This is a genomic window from Sorangium sp. So ce375 (assembly GCF_051473855.1).
In the GTDB taxonomy this organism is placed as follows: domain Bacteria; phylum Myxococcota_A; class Polyangia; order Polyangiales; family Polyangiaceae; genus Sorangium.
The window spans coordinates 5,190,364-5,211,921 of the sequence record NZ_CP150335.1 but is presented as its reverse complement, the minus strand read 5'-3'; the positions used below and the strand labels follow the sequence as shown (position 1 = coordinate 5,211,921).

19 protein-coding genes are annotated in these 21,558 nt (G+C 71.9%); 6 read left to right on the top strand and 13 right to left on the bottom strand.

The window, feature by feature from the left end; translation table 11 throughout:
* Nucleotides 1-10 precede the first annotated feature (10 nt).
* The 5 genes from ilvC to WME90_RS19315 form a co-directional block, all read right to left on the bottom strand.
* Nucleotides 11-1,024 carry a ketol-acid reductoisomerase gene (gene ilvC, locus WME90_RS19335; protein ID WP_437282636.1) on the bottom strand — a complete coding sequence of 338 codons (1,014 nt, stop codon included), beginning with the start codon at nucleotides 1,022-1,024 and terminating at the stop codon, nucleotides 11-13.
* 85 nt (nucleotides 1,025-1,109) lie between these two features.
* Nucleotides 1,110-1,658: an acetolactate synthase small subunit gene (gene ilvN / locus WME90_RS19330; protein WP_437282635.1), complete on the bottom strand. Its 549-nt coding sequence runs from the start codon at nucleotides 1,656-1,658 to the stop codon at nucleotides 1,110-1,112.
* A gap of 137 nt (nucleotides 1,659-1,795) precedes the next feature.
* A complete protein-coding gene (gene ilvB / locus WME90_RS19325) occupies nucleotides 1,796-3,505 on the bottom strand; it encodes a biosynthetic-type acetolactate synthase large subunit (RefSeq protein ID WP_437282634.1) in 1,710 nt (569 codons plus the stop codon).
* Between the two features lie 93 nt (nucleotides 3,506-3,598).
* Nucleotides 3,599-4,039, bottom strand: a complete 441-nt coding sequence (locus WME90_RS19320) for a hypothetical protein (RefSeq protein WP_437282633.1) — start codon at nucleotides 4,037-4,039, stop codon at nucleotides 3,599-3,601.
* A 106-nt stretch (nucleotides 4,040-4,145) separates the two neighbouring features.
* A complete protein-coding gene (locus WME90_RS19315; RefSeq protein ID WP_437282632.1) occupies nucleotides 4,146-4,370 on the bottom strand; it encodes a hypothetical protein in 225 nt (74 codons plus the stop codon).
* Nucleotides 4,371-4,792: 422 nt separating this feature from the next.
* On the opposite strand from WME90_RS19315, the gene WME90_RS19310 reads away from it, so the two are divergent.
* The 4 genes from WME90_RS19310 to WME90_RS19295 all read left to right on the top strand — a co-directional run bounded on the left by WME90_RS19310 (nucleotide 4,793) and on the right by WME90_RS19295 (nucleotide 9,424).
* Entirely contained in the window at nucleotides 4,793-5,818 is a 1,026-nt protein-coding gene (locus WME90_RS19310; protein WP_437282631.1) for a hypothetical protein, read from the top strand.
* Between the two features lie 183 nt (nucleotides 5,819-6,001).
* A complete protein-coding gene (locus WME90_RS19305) occupies nucleotides 6,002-7,462 on the top strand; it encodes an amidase (RefSeq protein ID WP_437282630.1) in 1,461 nt (486 codons plus the stop codon).
* Nucleotides 7,463-7,499: 37 nt separating this feature from the next.
* The gene (locus WME90_RS19300; protein ID WP_437282629.1) at nucleotides 7,500-8,696 is read left to right on the top strand and encodes a saccharopine dehydrogenase family protein; all 1,197 of its coding nucleotides are present in this window, start codon (nucleotides 7,500-7,502) and stop codon (nucleotides 8,694-8,696) included.
* A gap of 116 nt (nucleotides 8,697-8,812) precedes the next feature.
* On the top strand, nucleotides 8,813-9,424 hold the full coding sequence (locus WME90_RS19295) for a gamma-glutamylcyclotransferase (protein WP_437282628.1): 612 nt from the start codon (nucleotides 8,813-8,815) through the stop codon (nucleotides 9,422-9,424).
* Here WME90_RS19295 and gyrA read toward each other — a convergent pair.
* From gyrA to WME90_RS19270, 5 genes are all read right to left on the bottom strand, one after another.
* Nucleotides 9,421-12,042: a DNA gyrase subunit A gene (gyrA, locus tag WME90_RS19290; RefSeq protein ID WP_437282627.1), complete on the bottom strand. Its 2,622-nt coding sequence runs from the start codon at nucleotides 12,040-12,042 to the stop codon at nucleotides 9,421-9,423. The genes WME90_RS19295 and gyrA overlap by 4 nt on opposite strands.
* Nucleotides 12,043-12,507: 465 nt before the next feature.
* Nucleotides 12,508-13,113 carry a hypothetical protein gene (locus WME90_RS19285; RefSeq protein ID WP_437282626.1) on the bottom strand — a complete coding sequence of 202 codons (606 nt, stop codon included), beginning with the start codon at nucleotides 13,111-13,113 and terminating at the stop codon, nucleotides 12,508-12,510.
* A 583-nt stretch (nucleotides 13,114-13,696) separates the two neighbouring features.
* A complete protein-coding gene (locus WME90_RS19280; protein WP_437282625.1) occupies nucleotides 13,697-14,113 on the bottom strand; it encodes an HNH endonuclease in 417 nt (138 codons plus the stop codon).
* Nucleotides 14,110-14,343, bottom strand: a complete 234-nt coding sequence (locus WME90_RS19275; RefSeq protein ID WP_437282624.1) for a hypothetical protein — start codon at nucleotides 14,341-14,343, stop codon at nucleotides 14,110-14,112. Before WME90_RS19275 ends, WME90_RS19280 begins: the two co-directional genes overlap by 4 nt.
* Before the next feature lie 85 nt (nucleotides 14,344-14,428).
* A complete protein-coding gene (locus tag WME90_RS19270; RefSeq protein ID WP_437282623.1) occupies nucleotides 14,429-15,163 on the bottom strand; it encodes a hypothetical protein in 735 nt (244 codons plus the stop codon).
* A 134-nt stretch (nucleotides 15,164-15,297) separates the two neighbouring features.
* Between WME90_RS19270 and WME90_RS19265 the strand changes: the two genes are divergently transcribed.
* Together WME90_RS19265 and WME90_RS19260 are read left to right on the top strand one after the other, a co-directional pair.
* Complete coding sequence (locus WME90_RS19265; RefSeq protein ID WP_437282622.1) at nucleotides 15,298-16,905, top strand: protein kinase domain-containing protein; 1,608 nt, start codon at nucleotides 15,298-15,300, stop codon at nucleotides 16,903-16,905.
* Nucleotides 16,906-17,069: 164 nt separating this feature from the next.
* Nucleotides 17,070-17,981 carry a sugar phosphate nucleotidyltransferase gene (locus WME90_RS19260; RefSeq protein WP_437282621.1) on the top strand — a complete coding sequence of 304 codons (912 nt, stop codon included), beginning with the start codon at nucleotides 17,070-17,072 and terminating at the stop codon, nucleotides 17,979-17,981.
* Nucleotides 17,982-18,048: 67 nt separating this feature from the next.
* On the opposite strand, the gene WME90_RS19255 is transcribed toward WME90_RS19260, so the two are convergent.
* The 3 genes from WME90_RS19255 to WME90_RS19245 form a co-directional block, all read right to left on the bottom strand.
* Nucleotides 18,049-18,345, bottom strand: a complete 297-nt coding sequence (locus tag WME90_RS19255; RefSeq protein ID WP_437282620.1) for a hypothetical protein — start codon at nucleotides 18,343-18,345, stop codon at nucleotides 18,049-18,051.
* Nucleotides 18,342-19,907: a phytoene desaturase family protein gene (locus WME90_RS19250; protein WP_437282619.1), complete on the bottom strand. Its 1,566-nt coding sequence runs from the start codon at nucleotides 19,905-19,907 to the stop codon at nucleotides 18,342-18,344. The genes WME90_RS19255 and WME90_RS19250 overlap by 4 nt, the downstream gene beginning before the upstream one ends.
* Nucleotides 19,908-20,183: 276 nt before the next feature.
* Entirely contained in the window at nucleotides 20,184-21,293 is a 1,110-nt protein-coding gene (locus WME90_RS19245; protein ID WP_437282618.1) for a DUF72 domain-containing protein, read from the bottom strand.
* Nucleotides 21,294-21,558: the final 265 nt, after the last annotated feature.

Sequence of the window (21,558 nt, the reverse complement as noted above, 5' to 3'; positions counted from 1 at the left end):
GTGGAGAGGCTCAGTCGCCGGGCTTGATGGTGACGGGATCGATGAACGGCATCATCTTGCGCAGGTTGGCGCCCACGATCTCGAGCCGCTGCTCCCGCTCCTTCGCCCGCGTCGCCTCGAACTTCGGCCGGCCCGCCTCGTTCTCCGCGATCCACTTGCGCGCGAACTCGCCGCTCTGGATCTCGGCGAGGATGCGCTTCATCTCCTCGCGCGTCTTGTCGGTGATGACCCGCGGGCCCGACACGTAGTCGCCGTGCTCGGCGGTGTCGCTGATCGAGTACCGCATGTAGTTGAGGCCGCCGCGGTACATGAGGTCGACGATGAGCTTGAGCTCGTGCAGACACTCGAAGTACGCGATCTCCGGCTGGTAGCCGGCGTTGACGAGCGTCTCGAAGCCGGCCTTCACGAGCTCGCTCGCGCCGCCGCAGAGCACCGCCTGCTCGCCGAAGAGGTCGGTCTCGGTCTCCTCCGCGAACGTCGTGACGAGCACCCCGGCGCGCGTCGCGCCGATGCCCTTCGCGTAGGCGAGCGCCTGGGCCTCCGCCTTGCCGCTCGCGTCCTGGTGGACGGCGAGGAGCGCCGGGACGCCGCCGCCGGCCTCGTACGTCTCGCGCACCCGATGGCCAGGGCCCTTCGGGGCGATCATCGACACGTCGACCGACGGGGGAGGCGTGATCGTGTTGAAGCGGATGTTGAACCCGTGCGCGAACATGAGCGTCTTGCCCGGGCCGAGGTGCGGCGCGATGTGCTCGTTGTAGATGCGCGCCTGCGACGTGTCGGGGGCGAGGATCATGATGATGTCGGCGGCCTTCGCGGCCTCGGACACCGTGGCCACCTGCAGCCCCGCGGCCTGCGCCTTGGGCCGGCTCTTGCTGCCCTCGGGCAGGGCGACGATCACCGTGACGCCGCTGTCGCGCAGGTTCAGCGCGTGCGCGTGCCCCTGGGAGCCATAGCCCACGATCGCGACCTTCTTGCTCTGGATGAGCGAAAGATCCGCGTCGTTATCGTAAAAAATCTTAGCCATCTCTCTCTCCTTCAACAGGGATCCGCACCTCGCGGCTCCCGTCCTTCACGTCTCTCCCGCCCTCTTTAACACCGCGGTCACGCCGTCAGGAGGCGCCGTTCTCGGCCGTGCGCACGGGGATCGAGTCGAACCTGGCCTCCGCCTCCTCGGCGCCGCGGGTCATCACGATCATCCCGGTCCGCACCATCTCGATGATCCCGAACGGGCGGAGCACCTCGAGCAGGCCCTCGATCTTGTCGCCGGTCCCGGTGATCTCGATGGTCAGCGCCTCCGGGGCGACATCGACGGTGCGCGCGCGGAACACCTCGCAGAGCTGGAGCACCTGCGCCCGGCTCGCCGCGTCCGCCTTCACCTTGATCAGCGCGAGATCGCGCGCGACGGAGGCGGTGTGGGTGACATCCCGGACCCAGAGGGTGTTGACCAGCTTGTACAGGTTCGCCTCGAGGCGCCGCGCCCCGTCCTCGTCCGCCTCGAGGACGAGGGTCAGGCGCGAGATCCCGGCGATGTGGGTGCGCCCGACGCTCAGCGACTCGATGTTGTAGGCGCGCCGCCGGAAGAGGGACGCGACGCGGTTGAGCACGCCGGGGCGGTCTTCGACGTAGGCGATGAACGTGCGCAGGATGGGTCGATCCATGGATGCCTCTTGAAAGTCCCTCTTGTCTGTGGTGCGCCCGGCTCCGGCCGGGGCGCGCTCGGGCGCGCCCCGCCCGTCCGACGGGCGCACGCTCGCTGGGGAGCGCGCGCCCTGGGCGCGTGGGGTTACGGGCGCGTTCACGGGTCCTCCCCGGTCTCCACGATGGGGCTCGGGCGCCGGATCATGTCGTTCAGGTCGGCGCCGGCGGGGACCATCGGATAGACGCTGTCCTCCTGCTCCACGCGGAAGTCGACCACCACCGTGCCCGGCGTCTCGCGGGCGCGGGCCACGGCCCCCGCGATCTCCTCGCGCTTCGTGACGCGGATGCCGGTCAGCCCGTGGGCCTCGGCGAGCTTCACGAAATCCGGGCTGCGCATCGGGGTCGCCGAGTAGCGCCGGTTGTAGAAGAACTCCTGCCACTGCCGGACCATGCCCAGGTAGCCGTTGTTGATGACGGCCACGTGGACCTTGAGGCCCTCCTGCGCGCAGGTCGAGAGCTCGCACGCGGTCATCTGGAAGCCGCCGTCGCCCACGACCACCCAGATCTCGTCCTCCGGCTTCGCGAAGCGCGCGCCGATCGCCGCCGGCAGGGCGAAGCCCATCGTGCCGAGCCCGCCGGACGTGACGAGCTTCCGCGGGTGATCGTGCTTGTAGTACTGCGCTTCCCACATCTGGTGCTGGCCGACGTCGGTTACCACAAGCGCCTTGCCGTCGGTGAGCCGCCAGAGGTCGTGCATCACGTGCGCGGCGTACAATTTATCGTTGTACGGCAATTGTTGAATGTCACGGACGGCCGAGTCGCCCTTCAGCAGGTTGATGCGCTCGATCCACGGGCCCCGGTTGCGCTGCTTGCACCCGGGGATGAGCGACAGGAGCGTGTCCCGGACGTCGCCGATCAGGCCGACATCGACCTTGACATTCTTGTTGATCTCCGAGCGGTCGATCTCGACGTGGATCTTCTTCGCCTTCACGGCGTAGGTCTTGAGGTTGCCGGTCACGCGGTCGTCGAAGCGCATCCCGAGCGCGATGAGGAGGTCGGCCTCCTGGATGGCGTGGTTCACCCACGCCTCGCCGTGCATCCCCATCATGCCGAGGCTGAGCGGGTGCGTCGCCGGGAAGCCGCCGAGGCCGAGCAGCGTGGAGGCGACGGGGATCCCCGCCTTCTCCACGAAGGCGAGGAGCTCGCGCGTCGCCTCCGCCCTGACGATGCCCTGACCGGCCAGGATGAGCGGCCGCTCGGCCTCGTCGATGAGGTCGATCGCCTTCTCGATGTCGGTCTGGACGGCGTGGTGCGAGGGCCGGTAGCCGGGCAGGCGGACCTCGCCCTTCGGCGGCTCGAAGTCGATCGACGCCTGCTGGGCGTCCTTGGTGATGTCCACGAGCACGGGGCCCGGGCGGCCCGAGCGCGCGATGTAGAACGCCTCGCGCAGGGTGGGGGCGATGTCCTCGACGTCCGTGACCAGGTAGTTGTGCTTGGTGATGGGCAGGGTGACGCCCGTGATGTCCGTCTCCTGGAACGCGTCGGTCCCGAGCAGCTTGGACGACACCTGCCCGGTGATACAGACGATCGGCGAGGAATCGAGCATCGCCGTCGCGATCCCGGTGACGAGGTTCGTCGCGCCCGGCCCGGAGGTGGCGACGCAGACGCCGACCTTGCCCGAGGCGCGGGCGTACCCGTCTGCCATGTGCGCCGCGCCCTGCTCGTGCCGGACGAGCACATGGCGGATCGGGTAGCCGAGGATCGTGTCGTAGGCGGGCATGATCGCGCCGCCCGGATAGCCAAAGACCACGTCCACGCCTTCGCGGACGAGGACTTCCCAGATAATCTGTGCACCGGTTCGTTTCATAATTCCCGACTCCATCGAGTCACGCGGGTGGAAGTGGGGCCCGTCAGGGCGCCTTGGCCGCGGGGTTCCGCCGTTTCTCAGAGGCTCAGCAACTTAGGCGATCGCGCGCTGCAGGTCCTCCCGAGGGCCGCCGCCGCTGCTCTCTTCGCGGCGGATCGCGTCGAGCACCCGGCGAGCGTCGTCGAGCGACACGACGCGCGAAGGGCTCGGCGCGCTCGCCTGCTCGCCGCGCTGATCCGCGCTGGCGTGCGCGGAGGGCGGGTCGGCATGGAACTCGAACGAGGCCTCCGCGGCGTCGCCGAGCGAGCGCGCGCCCATGAGGCGTGTCGAGGAACGCTGGGGCGCGCGGACGACGCCCCCGCCGACTCGGGCGCGGATCTCGTCGACGAGCGCCTCGAACTCCTCTCGCACGTCGCTCGACGCGACGGGCACCCCACAGCCCGCGGCGACGAGCTCGGCGAGCTCCGCGATGCGCTGGCCGACGGCCTCTGTCGAGGCGTCCTCCCGATTCTTCCTCGAATGTTCCTTGCTCACCTGATCCTCCTTAGACGACGGCTGCTCTCCGTGAACCCTCAGGCCGAAAAAAACGAAAGCCCCCGGACCATCTCGGTGCGGGGGCCTATCTCCATGCTCTTTCAGCTCAGAGCGGCGGCCCGCACCCGTTCCCGACGCGAATCAGCCCGACGATGTCGACTAGGCCGATGAGCGCAGGAATGGCTAGGCCCGCTAGGAGCCCGACGGACACGCCGCCCTCGACGAGCGAACGCTTCGACGACGACGCCGACGAAGCGTGGTGCACAACCTTCTCAGCGGGGGTCCCATCGCCGGAGGCGTGGGCGCTGGCGGTGCACATCTGCTTCTGCATGGCGTAGATGCTTCTACCCTACAGAGCTGCTGCGTCGCGTCAAGTTGTTTCTTTACACAACGCTTGTTTCTGCGGCATTTCGTGCAGTTTTTTGTTCGGCGTGCGCACGGGAACGGCGCGATGTTCAGCACGGACCGGCGCTGTCCGTGAGCTCCTCTGTCAGTGGCCAGTGGCCTCGCGAGCGGTGATGTCCGCGACGGCGTCGCGCTCGATGTGCACGGACGCGTCGCTCGAGCGCGACGCGGGCGAGTCGCGCGGAGCACGTCGTGGTGAGCGCGCGGCGAGGATGGCTGCGGCCGGGATGCTGCGTTGCCGGGGGTGATGTGCGCAAACACCGGATGTCGGCTCATGCGCGCCCGAGGTGCAGACTGCTGCCTTCAACCGACTGCCGCTGGATCGCGCGACGCACCCATGAACCCGGCATGCAAGCGCATCGCGTCGCGCTGACGCGCCCTGCCAGTCGGACGGTCTCGCCCTGTGGTTGCCGGCTCCGCCGCGCTTCCTCTCTCTCCGCGGTCGGGCTCCTCGCGCTGGGCGGCGCCTCGACCGGCGCAGCCGCGGCCCGCGCCGATCCTGCGCACCCAGGAGAGCCCACGGCGCTCGTGAGCGCACAGCCCACGCGGCCGGTGCCGATCGATCGTCCGCAGACGCCGCCCGCTGGGCCGGGGCGGCCCGCCGCTGCGGCGCCCCGGACTCAAGCGAAGGCGGCCGCCAACTTCAGCACGTTCCTCGAGCTCCGGGACGACTTCTCGCGCGGCCAAACCGGCTTCTCCAACGCCGCGGTGCTCCGGGGGGACTACGCCTTCACCTGGAACTTCTCGCTGCGCGGGGATCTGCCGCTCGCGTACGTGGGCGACACCGAGGGCCAGCGCGACGTGGGGCTCGGCGACATCCTGATCCGGCCGCTCGTCCGCGCGGTGGGCACGCCTCGATTCGCGCTGGTCCTCGGCACGGATCTCGTCCTCGACTCGGCGACGAAGCGCGCGCTCGGCTCGGGGAAGAACCTGGTGGCGCCCCTCGTCCAGGCGTATGTCCGCGTGGCGCGGCCTGCGCGGCTCGGGTTCCAGCTGCAGCACACGGTGTCGTTCGGCGGCGATCCGCGGCGGGACGACATCCAGTCGTCGACGATAAGGGAATTCGCGATCATCGAGCTGCCGCGCGGGTTCTGGGTGAGCCCGGACCAGGCGTTCTCGATCAACCACCTCCGCGCGCCCCGCGTCTCGTCGACGAGCGTGCTGGAGGTCGGCGCAGAGCTCAGCGACCGGGTGCAGGTGTACGTCGATCCCGGCATCCAGGTCGACAACCGAGGGGCGGTCACATGGATGGTGACCGGGGCGGTGCGGTGGGCCTTCCCGCAGCGACCGCGGGCGCCCGCGATCGCTGCCGCGCCGGTGCAGCGCGCGGGCGCGGTGCAGGCCGCGACCGTGGAGCAGGCCGCGGGCGAGTAGGCGGCGGCGAGCGCCCCCGGCGCACGAGCGGACGCCCGGCGAAGGCCGCGCGCTTAGGGCGCAGGCGAGGGCCGCGCGCGCCTCGCGCCCCGGATGGGGCGGGGGTGATCGGCGATCGACGGGCCCGGGGTGGCGGACCCTTGACCCGGGTCCTCGTCCCGCGCCTGATCCTCCGCCGTACGCATGCTGTCACGAGAACCGCTGCTCCTGCTCTCCGCGACCCGGCTCGCGGCGCTGATCCGCGAACGATCCGTGACGTCGGTCGAGGTCGTGGAGGCCCATATCCGGCACATCGAGCGCGTGAACCCGACGCTCAACGCGATGGTGGCCGACCGGTTCGAGGCCGCCCGCGCCGAGGCGCGCGCCGTCGACGCGCTCCTCGAGCGGGGCGGGGCCGCCGGCGCGCCGCCGTTCCTCGGCGTACCGTGCTCCATCAAGGAGAGCTTCGCCGTCGCCGGCATGCCGAACTCCGCGGGGCTCGTCGCCCGCGCCGGCGTGCGCGCGGAGGAGGACGCCGTGACGGTCGCGCGCCTGCGCGCCGCCGGCTTCATCCCGCTCGGCGTCACAAACGTCTCGGAGCTCTGCATGTGGATGGAGACGAACAACCGGCTCTACGGCCGGACGAACAACCCTTACGATCCGGCGCGCACCGCGGGCGGCAGCTCGGGCGGCGAGGCCGCGGTGGTCGGCGCGGGCGGCGCGCCGGTCGGGCTCGGCTCGGACATCGGCGGATCCATCCGGATGCCCGCGTTCTTCAACGGCGTCTTCGGCCACAAGCCGACCGGCGGGCTCGTGCCGACCTCGGGCCAGTTCCCGCTGCCGGGCGAGCGAGGGCTCCGCTTCATGACGACGGGGCCGATCGCGCGGCGCGCCGAGGATCTCATGCCGGTGCTCCGCATCCTCGCCGGCCCCGACGCGCGCGACCCCGGCTGTGCGCCGCTGCCGCTCGGCGATCCGGCCTCGGTCGATCTCGGCACGCTGACGGTGCTCTCGGTCGAGGACGACGGCGTGCGCCGGGTGAGCGCCGATCTCGTGGCCGCGCAGCGGAAGGCGGCGGAGGCGCTCGCCGCCTGCGGGGCGACGGTGATCGAGGCGAGGATCGACCTCCTCGCGAAGGCGCTCGACATCTGGACGGCGATGGTGGGCACGTCCGGGGGCGTCACGTTCCGGGCGTTGCTCGGCGACGGCCACCCGGTCAGCGTGCCGCGGGAGCTCGCCCTCTGGTCGATCCGCCGCTCACCGCACACGCTGCCCGCGCTCGGGCTCACGTTGCTGGAGGACGTCGGCGGGCTGCTGCCGGCGCGCGTCGAGCGCGCCCTCGAGCTCGGCAAGGCGCTGCGCGCCGAGCTCGTGTCGCGCATCGGCGAGCGGGGCGTGATGCTCTATCCGTCCTACCCGAGGCCCGCGCCGCGGCACTACGCGCCGCTCCTGCCGCCCTTCCAGTGGACGTACACCGCGGTGCTCAACGTCATGGAGATGCCGGCGACGCAGGTGCCGCTGGGCCTCAACGGCGACGGGCTGCCGCTCGGCGTCCAGGTGGCGGCGATCCACGGCAACGATCACGTGACGATCGCCGTGGCGGAGCACCTGGAGCGCTCGTTCGGCGGCTGGGCGCCGCCGTCTCTCTCGTGGTGCCGACGCTGACGTTCCCGCCCGCGGTCGTGGTATCAAGGCTGCCCCCATGACCAGCGACCGCGCGTACGACGTGATCGTCTTCGGAGCGACCGGCTTCACCGGTCGTCTCGTCGCCGAGTATCTCGCCACCAAGGGCAAGGACAGGTCTGCCGGTGGCGCGGCGGAGCGCCCCATCCGCTGGGCGATCGCTGGCCGGAGCGCGGCGCGCCTCGCCGGGGTGAAGGCGGCGATGGAGGCGATCGATCCGGCGTGCTCCTCGCTGGGCGTCATCGAGGCGACGTCGGAGGACGCGGCGTCGCTGGAGCGCATGGCCAGCCAGGCGCGCGTCGTCATCACGACGGTCGGCCCCTACACCACGCTCGGCGAGCCGCTCGTCGAGGCGTGCATCCGCGCGGGCACCGACTACGCGGATCTCACCGGCGAGCCGGGGTTCGTCGACCGCCTCATCGAGCGCCACCACGACGCTGCCCGCGCGCGGGGCGTGCGGATCGTCAACTGCTGCGGCTTCGACAGCATCCCGCACGACCTCGGGGTGCTCTTCACGGTGACGAAGCTCCCCGCGGGCGAGCCGATCGTGGTGGAGGGCATCGTGCGCGCGCACGGCAGCTTCTCCGGCGGCACCTGGCAGTCGCTGCTCGAGATCGTGGCGCACGCCGGCCCCAGGAAGCGCGCCGCGCGCGGCGAGGACGCGCGCGGGGCGCGGAAGGTCAGGGGGCTCAAGACGCGCATCCGCTACGAGAAGGGGCTGCGCGCATGGCTCTGTCCGATGCCCAGCATCGATCCGCTCGTCGTGCTGCGGAGCGCGCGGGAGCTCGACGCCTACGGCCCCGACTTTCAGTACAGCCACAACGTGCAGGTCAAGTCCGGGCTGCAGCTCGTGATGGGGATCGCCGGCTTCGGCGCGGTCACGGCGCTGGCGAAGGTGGGGCCGACGCGGGAGCTGCTCCGCAAGGTGCGGAGCCCGGGTGAGGGGCCGAGCGCGGAGGAGCGGGCGCGCGGCTGGTTCCAGGTGACCTTTCAGGGGAAGAGCGCGTCGCGCAAGGTGGTGACGCGGGTGAGCGGCGGCGATCCCGGCTACTCGGAGACGGCCAAGATGGTGGCGGAGTCGGCGCTCTGCATGGCGTTCGACCGCGAGCTGCTGCCGGCGCGCGCCGGGGTCGTCACGCCGGCCGTCGCGATGGGGGAGCGGCTGATCGAGCGGCTGCAGGCGGCGGGGATCCGGTTCGAGCTGCTCGAGGGGTGAGCGGCGGCTGACGCTGTCGCGCCGCTTCCATCGCGGCGAGCGCGCAGCTGGCGTCGGCCCGCGCCGTACGTGCGCTGCCGCTGCTGGCCGCCTTCGCGGTTTGGTACAATCCCCCCGTGGACCGCGAGGCGTGGATCTTCGGTTACGGGTCGTTGATCTGGCGGCCGGCCTTCCGCTTCGAGCAGATGGTGCCCGGGTACATCGCGGGGTGGGCGCGCCGCTTCTGGCAGGGGTCCACCGATCATCGGGGCGTCCCTGGGGCGCCCGGGCGGGTGGTCACGCTCATCCCGTCGCCTGGCGCGCGCTGCTGGGGGATGGCCTACCGGGTTGCCGAGGCCGAGCTCGACGAGGTGCTCCGCGCTCTGGATCACCGCGAGAAGGGGGGCTATGCGCGCCACGACGTCCCGCTCCACCTCGTGGACGGGGCGGCGGTGCGCGCGGAGATCACGGCCCGGTCGGCCATCGTGTACCTGGCCACGCCCGACAACCCCGACTACCTGGGCGCTGCGCCGCTCTGCGAGATCGCCGCTCAGGTGCTCGCGTCGCACGGTCCGAGCGGCTCGAACGTCGAGTACGTCCTGCGGCTCGCCGACGCTCTCGCGGCGATGGGTGCGGACGACGAGCACGTGACCGAGCTCGCGGCGCTCCTCAGCCCCCGCGCCCGTCCCATCGACCCCAGAACCTCGCTAGGGGCCGGCGCCCGAGCCCCGCGCCCGGTCGACCCCTAGTTGACCTCGCTGCTCCCGTTCGCGCCCCCGTGATCCGCGACCCCGTTGGTCCCGTCCGCGCCCGCCGCCGGAGGCGTCGACCCGCCCTCCTCGGCCTCGGCCGCCTCCGCCGCGAACGCCTCGACGGCGACGACCCGCTCGTCCTGGCCGACGTGCATGATCCGCACGCCCTGCGCGTTGCGCCCCGTCTCGCGGATCTCGCTCGTCTTGGTGCGGATCATCTGCCCGCGATCGGTCACGATCAGCACCTCGTCGCTCGGGCTCACCATGGCGACGCCCACGACCGGCCCGTTCCGCTCGCTCGCGTCGATCAGGATCACGCCCTTGCCGCCGCGGCTCTGGAGCCGGAACTCCTCGAGCGGCGTCTGCTTGCCGTACCCGCGCTCGCACACCGCGAGCACCCGGTCGCGCCCGTCGCCGCTCACGCCGAGGCCCACCACCACGTCGCCCTCGTCGAGCTCGATGCCCTTCACGCCCATCGTCGCGCGCCCCGTCGGGCGCACCTGATCCTCGGGGAAGCGGATGCTCATCCCGCTCCGCGTCGCGATCACGAGCTCGCGCTTGCCGTCGGTGAGCGCCGCCGTGAAGAGCTGATCGCCCTCCTCGATCCGCACGCCGATGATCCCCTTGTCCCGGTAGTTCTCGTACTCGTTGAGCGCCGTCTTCTTGATCTGCCCGCGGCGGGTCAACGTCACCACGAACGTATCGCCGTCGAAGCTCGGCACCGGCGTGATCGCCGCGACCTTCTCGCCCGGCTCCATCCCGACGAAGTTCACGATCGCCCGGCCCTTCGCGTTCCTCGGCGCCTGCGGGATCTCGTAGACCTTCTTGACGAAGACCTTGCCCTTGTCGCTGAAGAAGAAGACGTACGAGTGCGTCGACGCCACGAAGAGCTGGCTCACCCAGTCCTCCTCGCGCGCCTCCATCCCGACCATCCCCTTGCCGCCGCGGCGCTGCGCCCGGTACGTCGAGGTCGGCGTCCGCTTCAGGTAGCCGGCGTGCGAGATGGTCACGACCATGTCCTCTTCCTGGATCAGGTCCTCCATCTGGATCTCGGCCTCGGCCGGCACGATCTCGGTCCGCCGCTTGTCGCCGAAGCGCTCCTTGATCTCCTCGAGCTCCATCACGATCACGTTCATGAGCAGCCCCATGTCGGCCAGGATCGCCCGGAGCCGCTCGATGGTCTGCGACAGCTCGCCGTACTCCTTCGCGAGCTTCTCCCGCTCGAGGCCGGTCAGGCGCGACAGCCGCATCTCGAGGATCGCCTTGGCCTGCCGCTCCGACAGGAAGTAGTCGCCGCGCGTGTCGGCCTCGGCGCACTCGGGCTCCGGCCGGCCGGCACGCCGGAGGAACTCGCCGAGCCCGCGCAGCGGCAGCTTCTGCAGGTTCTCCCGCGCGTCGTCCGGATCGCTCGAGGCCCGGATCGTCGCGACGATGCGATCGATGTCGCTCGTCGCCATCCCGAGCCCCTCGACGAGCTCCCGCTGCGATTCGGCCTGACGGAGCTCGAACCGACAGCGCCGCGTCACGACCTCGCGCCGGTGCTCGATGAAGTGCGAGAGCGTGTCCTTCAGGCTCAGCACCGCGGGGCGGCCGTTCGCGATCGACAGGTTGATGACGCCGAACGTCGCCTGGAGATCCGTCAGCCGGTAGAGCTGGTTCAGGACCACCTGCGGGAAGATGTCCTTCTTCAGCTCGACGACGATCCGCATCCCCTCGCGGTCGCTCTCGTCGCGCACCTCGCTGATCCCCTCGATGCGCTTCTCCTTCATGCACTCGGCGATCTTCGCGACCAGCCGGGCCTTGTTCACCTGGTAGGGGATCTCGGTGAAGACGAGCTGCTCGCGGTCGCCCTTCATCGTCTTCTCGACCTGGCTGCGCCCGCGCATCGTGATCGAGCCGCGGCCGGTCGTGTACGCCTGCACGATCCCGCTCTTGCCGTAGATGAGGCCGCCGGTCGGGAAATCAGGGCCCGGGACGAGGTGGAGCAGCTCTTCCAGGGTGACGTCGGGGTTGCGGATGATGGCGATCGTGGCGTCGATGATCTCGCCGAGGTTGTGCGGCGGGATGTTCGTCGCCATGCCGACGGCGATGCCGCCGGAGCCGTTCACGAGGAGCTGCGGGAACTTCGCCGGCAGCACGCTCGGCTCGAGCTCCGAGTCGTCGTAGTTCGGGACGAAGTCGACCGTGTCCTTGTCGAGATCGGCGAGCAGCTCGACGGCCATCCGCGACAGGCGCGACTCCGTGTACCGCATGGCCGCGGGCGAGTCGCCGTCGACCGAGCCGTAGTTGCCCTGCCCGTCGATGAGCGGGTAGCGCAGGCTGAAGGTCTGCCCCATCCGGACGAGCGCGTCGTAGACCGCGAGATCGCCGTGGGGGTGGTACTTGCCGAGGACGTCTCCGACGACGCGCGCGCACTTCTTGTGCGCGCCGGTGGGGCCGATCTTCTGCTCGTTCATCGAGTAGAGGATCCGGCGGTGCACCGGCTTCAGGCCGTCGCGCACGTCCGGGATCGCGCGGCCGATGATCACGCTCATCGCGTAGTCGAGGTAGCTCGTCCGGAGCTCGTCCTGGATGCTGACCGGAACCTTCTGCTGGATGTTCGACGTCTCTTCCATGGGGGACCTGCACCCGAGGCGCGGGGGGCGGGCGCGGCGCGCGCTCGGCCCCCGTCGTAGAGGCCCATCCCAGCGCGGCTCGAGCGTCGAGCGGAGCGGCAGAAGCGGCTCTGGCCTCGATCGACGAGCGACGAGGTCGAGTACGGCCTTCGCCGCCCGCCCTATGACCCACGCTGTTCAGGGGATGCGACGGATGCGTTCAGGTACTCCAAGGGGCAGGCCGGCGCAAAGGGTTTGCCGGCCTCAGAGGCGTTGCTCCGCCGGGCGTGAGCCGGCCGTGAGGCCGGCGCGGATCGCGGCGCGCCGGCGGCTCCTCGGCGGACGTCGCGAGGGGCCGGCGAGGGTGCAGCAGGGGCGCCGGACGGCGCGGCGGGAGCGCCCTGGGCGGGCGCGCGCCGGGAGAGGGTCAGGGGGCGGGGAGGCGCTCGGCGAGGGGGGTCGCGCCGGGCGGATCGCTGCTCGCCGTCACTGTGGCGCCTGCTCGCACGGAACGGGCTCGGGCGGGGCGCACCCCTGGAGGACGACGTTGACGCCCTCCTTCGCCACGAGCGTGCCGGTGCCGTCCGGGGCGTCGGGAGCAGGGCACTCCCATGTCCAGCAGGGGTTCTGCTTCTTGCCCTCGAAGGTCATGTCGGGGCTCCCGGAGGTCTCGCCGCCGGCGGGCGTGAGCTCCTCGGCGAGCTGCGGGTAGCCGTCGATCCTGACCTTGTACTCGTGCCCCTCGACGACGGACGTGAACGACACGCGCCACGCGCAGGAGATCGGCGGCGACGAGGCGAGGGTGGACGGCCCGCCCTCCGCGCTCTCGTCGGTGAGCGTGGCGACGTAGCTCTGGATGGCCTCCGGATTCGGGATCGCCTCCGGCTCGTCCGGGGCCGGCTCGTCCGGGTCCGAGCACTGGACGTTGCCCAGGAAGGCGAGCGGGTCGATGGTCACCTTCGTCGTGAACTGCAGGTCGTCGCCGCTCGACCCGTCGTTGCAGGCCGCGAGCGCGAGCACGGCCAGCGCCAGGGCGCCCTGGCCGGCCCGGGGCCGCGGGGCGGGCCCGGGCGCGCGATCCGCAGCGAACAAGGTTCCGAAACCAGATCGAGCTCGGCCCATCGGCAGGGGGCACTAGTCCAAGCCGGGGAACGGCGCCACATGAAACGCGGCGCCGCTTCGCGGGTGCGAGGCGCGGCGCGCTGCCGAGCGAGGCCCGCGAGAGGAGGATGCCAGGGGCGGCGCTCACGGACGAGCTGCCGGACGCGCCGCTGGACCTCGCGGCAGGCGGCGCCGCGGGGGCCCGGTCGTGGCCGTTGCAAGGCTTGAAGCAAGCGTTGAAACGGGCGACTCGGCCGCCGAGTGAGCCGTTTCAACGCTTGAAATGGGCGACTCGGCGGCCGAGGAGGCGCTCGCAAGCCTTGAGGCGGGCGACTCGGTCACCGAGTGAGCCGTTTCAAGGCTTGAAATGGGCGACTCGGTCGCCGAGTGGGCCGTCTCAAGGCTTGAAACGGTCGACTCGGCGGGGGCGTCGAGGGGGGCAAGCGATGCGGGCGCGAGATCCGGAGCAAAGAGCTCCGATCACGCTGCGGGCGCGATTGCGCCGCCGCCATGGGCGGGCGCGGAGCGTCACGCGGCGCAGTGGTGATGCGTTCGCGGAAGCAGCGGGCACCCTCTACGGGAACCGACCCCGCAACGCCTCTTCACGTCGAATCTCGAGGACGAGAGGCCGATTCATCCGGAGCAGCGCGACCGTGGCGCGGCCTGTCGGCGTTTTTCCGGCGATCAACAGCTCGCCCGTGACGTCGAAGTGATCTTCCCAGCGACCCCAGCGAGGATGGAAGAGGCTCGCGTGGTCGCCCGTGGTCGGATCCTCTCCATGGGTCCGCGCTCCCTTGCGCAGGGAGCACGACACACACGCGAGCGCCAGGTTCTCCAGGGTGGTCAGGCCACCTGCGTGCCGCGGCTGGATGTGATCGACATGGAACGTGGCCTCCTGGCTGATCTGGGAGAGCCGGCAATACTCACATCGATCGGCGGCACGCTTGCGGACGCGACGCTGGAGCGCCGCGGGCACGCTGTCGCGGTTCATCCCGCCGGCACAGGCTCCTTCCGCGATGCGCGGAGGCGCAGCAAGCTGAGCAGCTCGGCGAGATCGACGAGCCCCTCGGCTTCGATGGCCTCATCCGCCGACAGCTTCTCCCCGCGATCCTGCTTGTCCAGGAGCGCCTGCAGCCTGCGATCGACCCCAGCCGGGAGGCGGAGCTGTTCAAGATCGGAAGGGAGCTCCACATTGACGTGGACTGTTGCCGGTGTGGCCATGGTCGAACTCCTCCCTGAAGCTAGCAGGTCGGGGCGAGGGCGGCGATCAACCCGAGAGCGCCCGTGGGGACCTCCCGCAGCTGGCTTAGGCCCCGCCGGAGCCGGCGCTGTCGCCGCCGGAGCCGGCGCTGTCGCCGCCGGAGCCGGCGCTGTCGCCGCCGGAGCCGGCGCTGTCGCCGCCGGAGCCGGCGTTGCTGGCGCTGCCGCTGCCGGCGGTACCGCTGCCGCCGCCGCTGCCGGCGGTACCGCTGCCGCCGCCGCTGCCGGCGGTACCGCTGCCGCCGCCGCTGCCGGCGGTACCGCTGCCGCCGTCGTTCGGGGTGGCCACGAACGCGCAAGCCCCGAGTGCCTGCGCCCGCGCGGTGATCACCTCGCAGGGGCTGATCGCGCGATCGACGCCCTCGGCGAGCGGCGCCGCGGGGCACTCCGCCATGGATGCGATCTTGGCGCTGGCGCAGGCGCGCGCCTCGCCGACGGCGGCGACGCAGGCATCGACCTGGGCGGTCGTCGGCTCTGCCGCGGTGTGGCCGCCGCCCGTGCCGTCGTTCTCGATGCCATGCAGGCACTGGTCCCAGTAAAACTCGACGCAGGTCTTCACCCGCTCGTCGGCGTCCCCGGAGCCGACCCAGGCCGGACATACGGCGGCCGCCTCGCATCGGGCCTGCTCGATCCGCCGGCAGGCGTCGACGCCGACAGCGTCGTTGCCACAGCTCGGCGCTGTGATGAGGGTCACGACCCCGAGGCCGAGCAACGCGGCCGCGGCCCAGGGCGCGGAGCCCCGCCTCGCGGCGGAGAGGACGGCGAGCGCAGACGAACCCACCCGGCGGAGCTACCACGCGGCCGCCGGAGGCGTCGAGTTTTCAGGCACGAGAGGTACCCACCCTACCTCCGGGGCGCGAACGGCGACCGGACAGGGCCCGGTCCGATCTATGCTCCCAGGGCCGCGATCACCCCATGGATCCGCCGAGCCTCACGCAGCTCAGAACCGATACGCCTTTCCATGGGCGGTACCGCGTCGTCCGCCCCATCAAGACGGGCGGGATGGGGGCGGTGTACGAGGTCGTCGACGAGGTCACGGACCGCCGCCGAGCGCTCAAGGTGATGCTCCCCGGATCCATCCAGGACCCGGCCCAACGCGCCCGGTTCGCCCAGGAGGCCAAGATCACGGGCGGGATCGAGAGCGATCACATCGTTCACATCTCCGATGCGGGCATCGACGCCGACTCCGGGATGCCCTTCCTCGTCATGGACCTGCTGCAGGGCGAGGAGCTCGCGAGCCTGTCGGCGCGCCGCGGCCCGCTGCCGCCGGCCGAGGTGGTGCTCTACCTGGGCCAGGTCGCGCGCGCGCTCGACAAGATGCACGCGGCCGCCATCGTCCACCGGGACCTCAAGCCGGCGAACCTCTTCCTGACCAGGCGGGACGACGGCTCCCCGTGCGTCAAGGTCCTCGATTTTGGGCTGGCAAAGGTCGTGGCGCACCGCGGCATGGCCGACCGCACGGCGGCGGTCGGAACGCCGCTCTACATGGCGCCCGAGCAGATCCGCGGCGACGTCGCCGTCGGGCCGAAGACCGATATCTATGCGCTCGCGCACGTCGCCTTCGCGTTGCTGATCGGCAGCCCGTACTGGCTGACCGAGGCCAACGTCCTGCCGTCGGTCTTCGCGCTCCTCCAGCGGATGGTGGCGGGGCTGCCCGAGCCGGCGAGCGTCCGCGCCGCGCGGCGGCGCAGCAGCATCAGGCTGTCGTCGGCCTTCGACGCCTGGTTCCAGCAGGCGACCGCGATCGATCCGAAGGACCGGTTCGAGCGCGCGACGGCGGCCGTCACGCTGATGGCGGAGGCGCTCGGCGCGCCCGCCCCGTCGACCCCGCCACCGGCGGCCGATCGGCCCACGAACCCACCGCCGTCATCCCGTCGCGGGGGCGAGACCCGCGGGGTCGAGACGGACGACCGGCGCGCCAGCGACGACCGGCGCGCCAGCGACGAGCGGCGCGCCAGCGACGAGCGGCGCGCCAGCGACGACCGGCGTGGCAGCTCGCCGTCGGACCCCGGGACCAAGCCTCCGGAGCCCGGGCCCAAGCCCGGCGACTCGCGCCACCGCGACGAGGACCTCGCCGCCGTCGTCCACGAGGAGCGGCTCCGGGCCTTTCTGAAGAAGGAGGTCCTGCGCGCCAAGGAGCAGCGGACGAGGCGGCTCTCGCTGCTGATGCTCGGCGTGGAGGGGCTCCAGGGCGTCGAGGAGACGCAGGGCCGGGCCGGGGTCGATCGCATCCTCGGCGACCTCGCGCGCATCGTCAGGATCTACGTTCCGGAAGGCGGGCTGCTCGGGCGCTACCGCCGCGACACCCTCGCGATCGTCTGCCCCGGGATCGGCCGGACACGGGCGTCCGCGTTCGCGAAGGTGCTCGGCGAGAAGGTGCGCCAGCACCGCTTCCGGCGAGCGGCCACGACGCCCTTCCGGATGACCCTCCGCATCGGCGTCGCCCACCTCGAGGAGGATGACGCGACGGGGCACGAGCTGCTCGAGCGCGCGGCGCGAGGGCTGATCGAGCGGGGCGAGTGAGCTGAACGAGGGATCGGGGCGCGGCGGCCCGATGGTCTCGATCTCGCCTGGAGCGGTTGCGCCGTCGCGCGGCTGTGCCGTTGCGCGGTTACGCCGCCGCGCGGTTGCGCCGTCGTGACCTCGATTTCTTGAACGTTCCTCGTGGAGGGGCGATCCTCGCGGCCATGGCCTCTGCCATGATCCTCGCGGCGGGGCTCGGGACCCGGCTCCGCCCGCTCACGGACGAGATGCCGAAGCCGCTCCTGTGGCTCGGCGATCGGCCGCTCATCGCGCACATCGCCGAGCGCCTCGCCGCGGGCGGCGTCGTTCGCGTCGCGCTGAACAAATCCCACCTCGCGGAGCGTTTCTCGCGCGATCTGCTCGCGGCGTTCCCCATGCCCGTCGAGGTCCTTCACGAGCCGGAGCCCCTCGGCACCGCCGGGGGGCTCGCGAACGCGGCGAGCGCGCTCGGCGTGGGCGACGTGGTCCTCTGGAACGGCGACATCCTGATCGACCTCGACGTGGCGGCGCTCTCGGCGGCGCACACGGCGAACGGCCAGCACGGCGCAGGCGCTACGCTCGCGGTCGCGCCGCGGCAGGCCGGGGAGGGGACGGTCGGCGTCGGCGCGCGGGGCGAGGTGGTGCGGCTCCGGGGCGAGCGTTTCGGCGACGAGGTCGCGGGCGGCGACTTCGTGGGTGTCCACGTCGTCGGCGAGGCGCTGCGGCGGAGGCTGCCGCAGCGCGGGTGCATGGTGGGGGACGTGTACCTGCCGTGGCTGCGCGAGGGGCGCTCGCTCGCGACGTTCGCGGCGCCCGCCGTGTGGCACGACATCGGAACGCTGGCCGCCTACCTCGCGGCGAGCGCGCGCTGGCTGTCGCAGCGCGGCCTGGAGAGCTACGTGGGCCCGGGGGCGTCCGTCGCCGAGGGCGTGGACGTGGCGGGCAGCGTCATCGGGGCGGGGGCGCGCGTCGAGGGGGCCGGCGCGCTGCGCGGGGGTGTGGTCTGGCCGGGCGCGCGGGTGGTCCTCGGCGCCGGCGCCCCGCTCGAGCGCGCGGTGGTGACGGCGCAGGGGACCATCGTGCGGACGGCCGTGTGAGCCATCGTGCGGACGGCCGTGTGAGCTCGTGGGTGGAGACGTCTCGGCGAGCAGAAAGGGGAGAGCTTCACCGCGCGGGTGAGTCGGGGCGATTCACGTACTCGGCCGCGAACCTTCGGATCTCATCCGCCTTCTGGTGCGCGGACAGCTCGGGGTAGACACCCCAGAGGATGTCCTTGATGAAGACGCCGTACTCCGGCGTGCCAGGTCGGATCGATGGATGATGTCGCTGCAGGTACTCGCGCAGGATCACCTCCGCCTCGCTGATCGGCGGCGCGCTCGCCGAGCCGTCTGGAGCAGGCGGCTCCCTGCTGCACCCGGCCACCACGGCGAGCGCTCCCATCGCCGAGAGACACCACTTCATCTCCCGAGGTCCGCGAGCGCGGCCTTGGCGGCGTTGTGCCCGGCCGCGCCGATGACCGACCCGGCCGGGTGCGTGCCCGCGCTGCACGAGTAGAGCCCGGCGAGCCCGAACCGGTAGGGCACGCGGTCGGCGAAGCCGAAGCTGTTGTCGATGTGGTGGATGTGCCCCTTCGTGATCCCGAAGTGCCGCTCGATGTCCGGCGGCGCGAGCGTGAACGTCTCCAGCACGAGATCGCTCATCCCCGGCGCGAATCGATCGCAGATCGAGAGCAGGTGCTTCACGTACCGCGGCGTGGCCTCGTCCCACGTCTCTCCGCCCGCGAGCGCGTAGGGCACCCACTGCACGAAGAGCGCCGCGTTGTGGTGGCCCTCGGCGTCGCGCAGGCTCGGATCGATCGGCGTGTGGAAGTACCACTCGATCGCGGGGAACTCCGGGAGGCGCCCGCTCATCGCGTCGCGGTGGGCCTGCCGCAGCGTGTCCATCACGACGTCCTCGTCCGGCAGGAGGTGGATGGTCGGCCCGAACTGCCCGCGGTCCTCGGGGAGACACGTGAACCTGGGCAGGCCGGTCAGCGCCATGTTGACCTTGAGCGTCGAGCCGTCCTTCGCGATCGCGTCGAGCCGCGCCGAGAGCGAGGCCCCGATCGCCGCTTCGCCGGCGAGCGCGCGGGTGCGGTACGGATCGGCGTTCGAGACGACCGCCTTCGCGACGATGCGCGAGCCGTCCTCGAGGAGCACGCCGGAGACGGCGCCCCCGGACGACTCGATCCGCGCGACGCGTGCGCCGGTGACGATCGTCGCGCCCTCGGCCCTCGCCTTGTCGGCGAAGAGGCGGGAGATCGTGCCCATCCCGCCCTCGACGATCATCCACGTCCCGTCGGCGCCGGGGAGGCGGCACATGTTGTGGATGAGGAAGTTCATGCCGGTGCCGGGCGAGTCGAAGCCGCCCGCGAGCCCCGAGAAGGCGTCGGTCACGGCGTACATCGCCTGGAGGAGGTCGCTCTTCCAGCCGAACCGCGCGAGGTAGTCGGAGATCGTGCCCCGGCAGAGCGCCACGAACGTCTGCCGGAGGGCGGGCCGCACGTAACGCTCCGCCGTCTCCTCGATGGAGAGCGGCTCCGCGAGCCAGGTCGGGGCGATGTCGTCCCGGAGCGCGGCGAGCTCGGCCTGGAGCGCGCTGTTCGCGTCCCAGTCCGCCTGGGAGAAGAACTCCAAGAACTGCCGCTTCATCGCGGCGTGGTCCGAGCCGAAGAGCAGGTAGCGCCGGTCCGTCGTCGGGAGGAAATAGTGCGGATCCCGCCGCCGGAGCGGGAGGGCGACGCCGACCTCGCGGAGCAGCTCGGGCGGGGCGAGCCCGAGCAGGTAAGCGCCGCTCGAGACGCCGAGGCCCGGTGCCTTCCGGAAGGGGTGCTCGGTCTTCACCGCGCCGCCGACCTCGTCCTTCTCCTCGAGCACCACCACGTCGAGCCCGCGGCGGGCGAGGAGGACGGCGGCGACGAGACCGTTGTGGCCGGCGCCGACGATCACGACATCGGCGCGGGCCGGAGCTTCACTGCGTTTCACTGGGCACCTCCAAGCGTGCTGTGCGCATCCTCTGCCGCGGCCGGCGCGCCGGCGCTCGGGCCGTGGCGCCCATGGTGTTGCACGGATGACGCGGCGAGGAGAGGCCTTTTCGCGCACCGTGAGCCCGGACGAGCACGCCGCTCCGGCCCCGAGGCCGCCTGCACGGCGCTCCCTTTCCCGTTCCCGCCTGTCCGCTTCGCGCGGCGGCGCTGGCGCGCGGCCACGAGCCTGGGCGCGCGCGTCGCGCTGGCCCGCTCCGTCCTGCCCTGGTCCGGCTCACCGGCCGGTGGGCGCCGTGGGCGCACGCCACGCCGCGGCGACCTCCTCGGCGATGGCGCGCACGGTGAGGGGCGCAGAGCCCTCGGCCTTGTTGTTCACGAGCGTGAAGCTCTCGATGCGCAGCGCCGCGGCCTCGCACAGGATCCGCGCGACCTCCGCGCGCATCTCAGGATCGGGCTCGACCACCCGATTGAACGGGTGGAACCGCTGCTTCTCCGCCTCGTAGCGGCGACCGGGCTTGAGCGAGAGCCGGACGACCGCGAACGGAGCGTTCGAGACGGGCACGACCTCCGCCTGGGCCCCGGGAGACGGCATGTTGCGCCAGTAGCTGTAGGCGTGGGCGACGCCTCGCGCGCCAAGGATCTCCCGGTACTCGCCGGTGAAATAGGCGCGCTCCCTGAGCTCGACGGCGCAGGAGAGCTCGGGCGGCAGCGCGCCGAGGAAGGCGTCGAGCCGCTCGAAGAACGCGCGCGGCGGGAGCCGGTGGGGCGGGCCGACCGGGGGCAGCTCGAGCAGCACCGGCCCCGCGTGCGCCCGGAACGCCGAGAGCAGCGGCGCGGCGACGCGCGAGAGGAAGAGCGGCACCGAGAGGAAGTCCGGGTTCGGCTCGAGGCGCGCGGGGCCAGCGCCGCGCCCTTCGTCCGCGCCCGGCGGCGTCTGCGATCGCTCCAGCGTCTGCGACACGACGGCGTGCAGCGCCTTCGAAACGCAGCGGAAGCCGTCCGGCAGCTGCGCTGCGTAACGGCGGAAGTCGCTGTCGGGGACGGGGGCGTAGAAGCTGCGGTCGATTCCGACCGTCGTGAGCAGCGGGTGCCGCGCATACTCGGCGAGGCCGTCCCGCGCGAGCTCCTCGGTGCTCCGCCGCGCGGCGTAGACGAGGCCCTGCCAGCCGGGGAAGCTCCACGAGCTCGTGCCGAGGTGGACCCCCGCCGGGAGCCGCGCCGCGAGGCGAGCGGCGTCGTCGTAGACCGCCGCCATCGCGTCACGCTCGCGCGCCGTCGTCGCGTCGCGCTCGCGCGCTGCCTCGGCAGCGGCAGGCTCTGGCGCTGGACCGAACAGCGAGAGCTGCGAGGGGTTGGGGTCACGGCGCCCAGGGGAGCGGCTCACGCGGTGGAGTCTACTGCTTCCCGCGCTCTCCGCGACACCGGCCGCGCTGGGACGGGGGGACGCCCGCCGCGCGGGCCAGGGCCGAACGGGGCGCGTCGCGCCGAGCACGAGCGGCAGCGTGGTTCATGCGCAGGATCGCGAGGCGCCTGTCCGCCCTGACCGCGACAGCAGCTCCTGGCCCGCCCGCTCTCCGCTGCAGGGCACACCGGAGAGGGCGCCGCGCGATCTTCCAGCGATCTACCGCAATTTCTTGCTCATCTACGCA

Coding starts and splice junctions, on each gene's coding strand:
- WME90_RS19275 (WP_437282624.1), bottom strand. CDS start 14,343: ATGGCCACACCGGCAACAGTCCACGTCAATGTGGAGCTCCCTTCCGAT.
- WME90_RS19255 (WP_437282620.1), bottom strand. CDS start 18,345: ATGAAGTGGTGTCTCTCGGCGATGGGAGCGCTCGCCGTGGTGGCCGGG.
- WME90_RS19305 (WP_437282630.1), top strand. CDS start 6,002: ATGCTGTCACGAGAACCGCTGCTCCTGCTCTCCGCGACCCGGCTCGCG.
- WME90_RS19260 (WP_437282621.1), top strand. CDS start 17,070: ATGGCCTCTGCCATGATCCTCGCGGCGGGGCTCGGGACCCGGCTCCGC.
- WME90_RS19300 (WP_437282629.1), top strand. CDS start 7,500: ATGACCAGCGACCGCGCGTACGACGTGATCGTCTTCGGAGCGACCGGC.
- ilvN (WP_437282635.1), bottom strand. CDS start 1,658: ATGGATCGACCCATCCTGCGCACGTTCATCGCCTACGTCGAAGACCGC.
- WME90_RS19265 (WP_437282622.1), top strand. CDS start 15,298: ATGGATCCGCCGAGCCTCACGCAGCTCAGAACCGATACGCCTTTCCAT.
- ilvC (WP_437282636.1), bottom strand. CDS start 1,024: ATGGCTAAGATTTTTTACGATAACGACGCGGATCTTTCGCTCATCCAG.
- ilvB (WP_437282634.1), bottom strand. CDS start 3,505: ATGAAACGAACCGGTGCACAGATTATCTGGGAAGTCCTCGTCCGCGAA.
- gyrA (WP_437282627.1), bottom strand. CDS start 12,042: ATGGAAGAGACGTCGAACATCCAGCAGAAGGTTCCGGTCAGCATCCAG.
- WME90_RS19280 (WP_437282625.1), bottom strand. CDS start 14,113: ATGAACCGCGACAGCGTGCCCGCGGCGCTCCAGCGTCGCGTCCGCAAG.
- WME90_RS19310 (WP_437282631.1), top strand. CDS start 4,793: ATGCAAGCGCATCGCGTCGCGCTGACGCGCCCTGCCAGTCGGACGGTC.
- WME90_RS19315 (WP_437282632.1), bottom strand. CDS start 4,370: ATGCAGAAGCAGATGTGCACCGCCAGCGCCCACGCCTCCGGCGATGGG.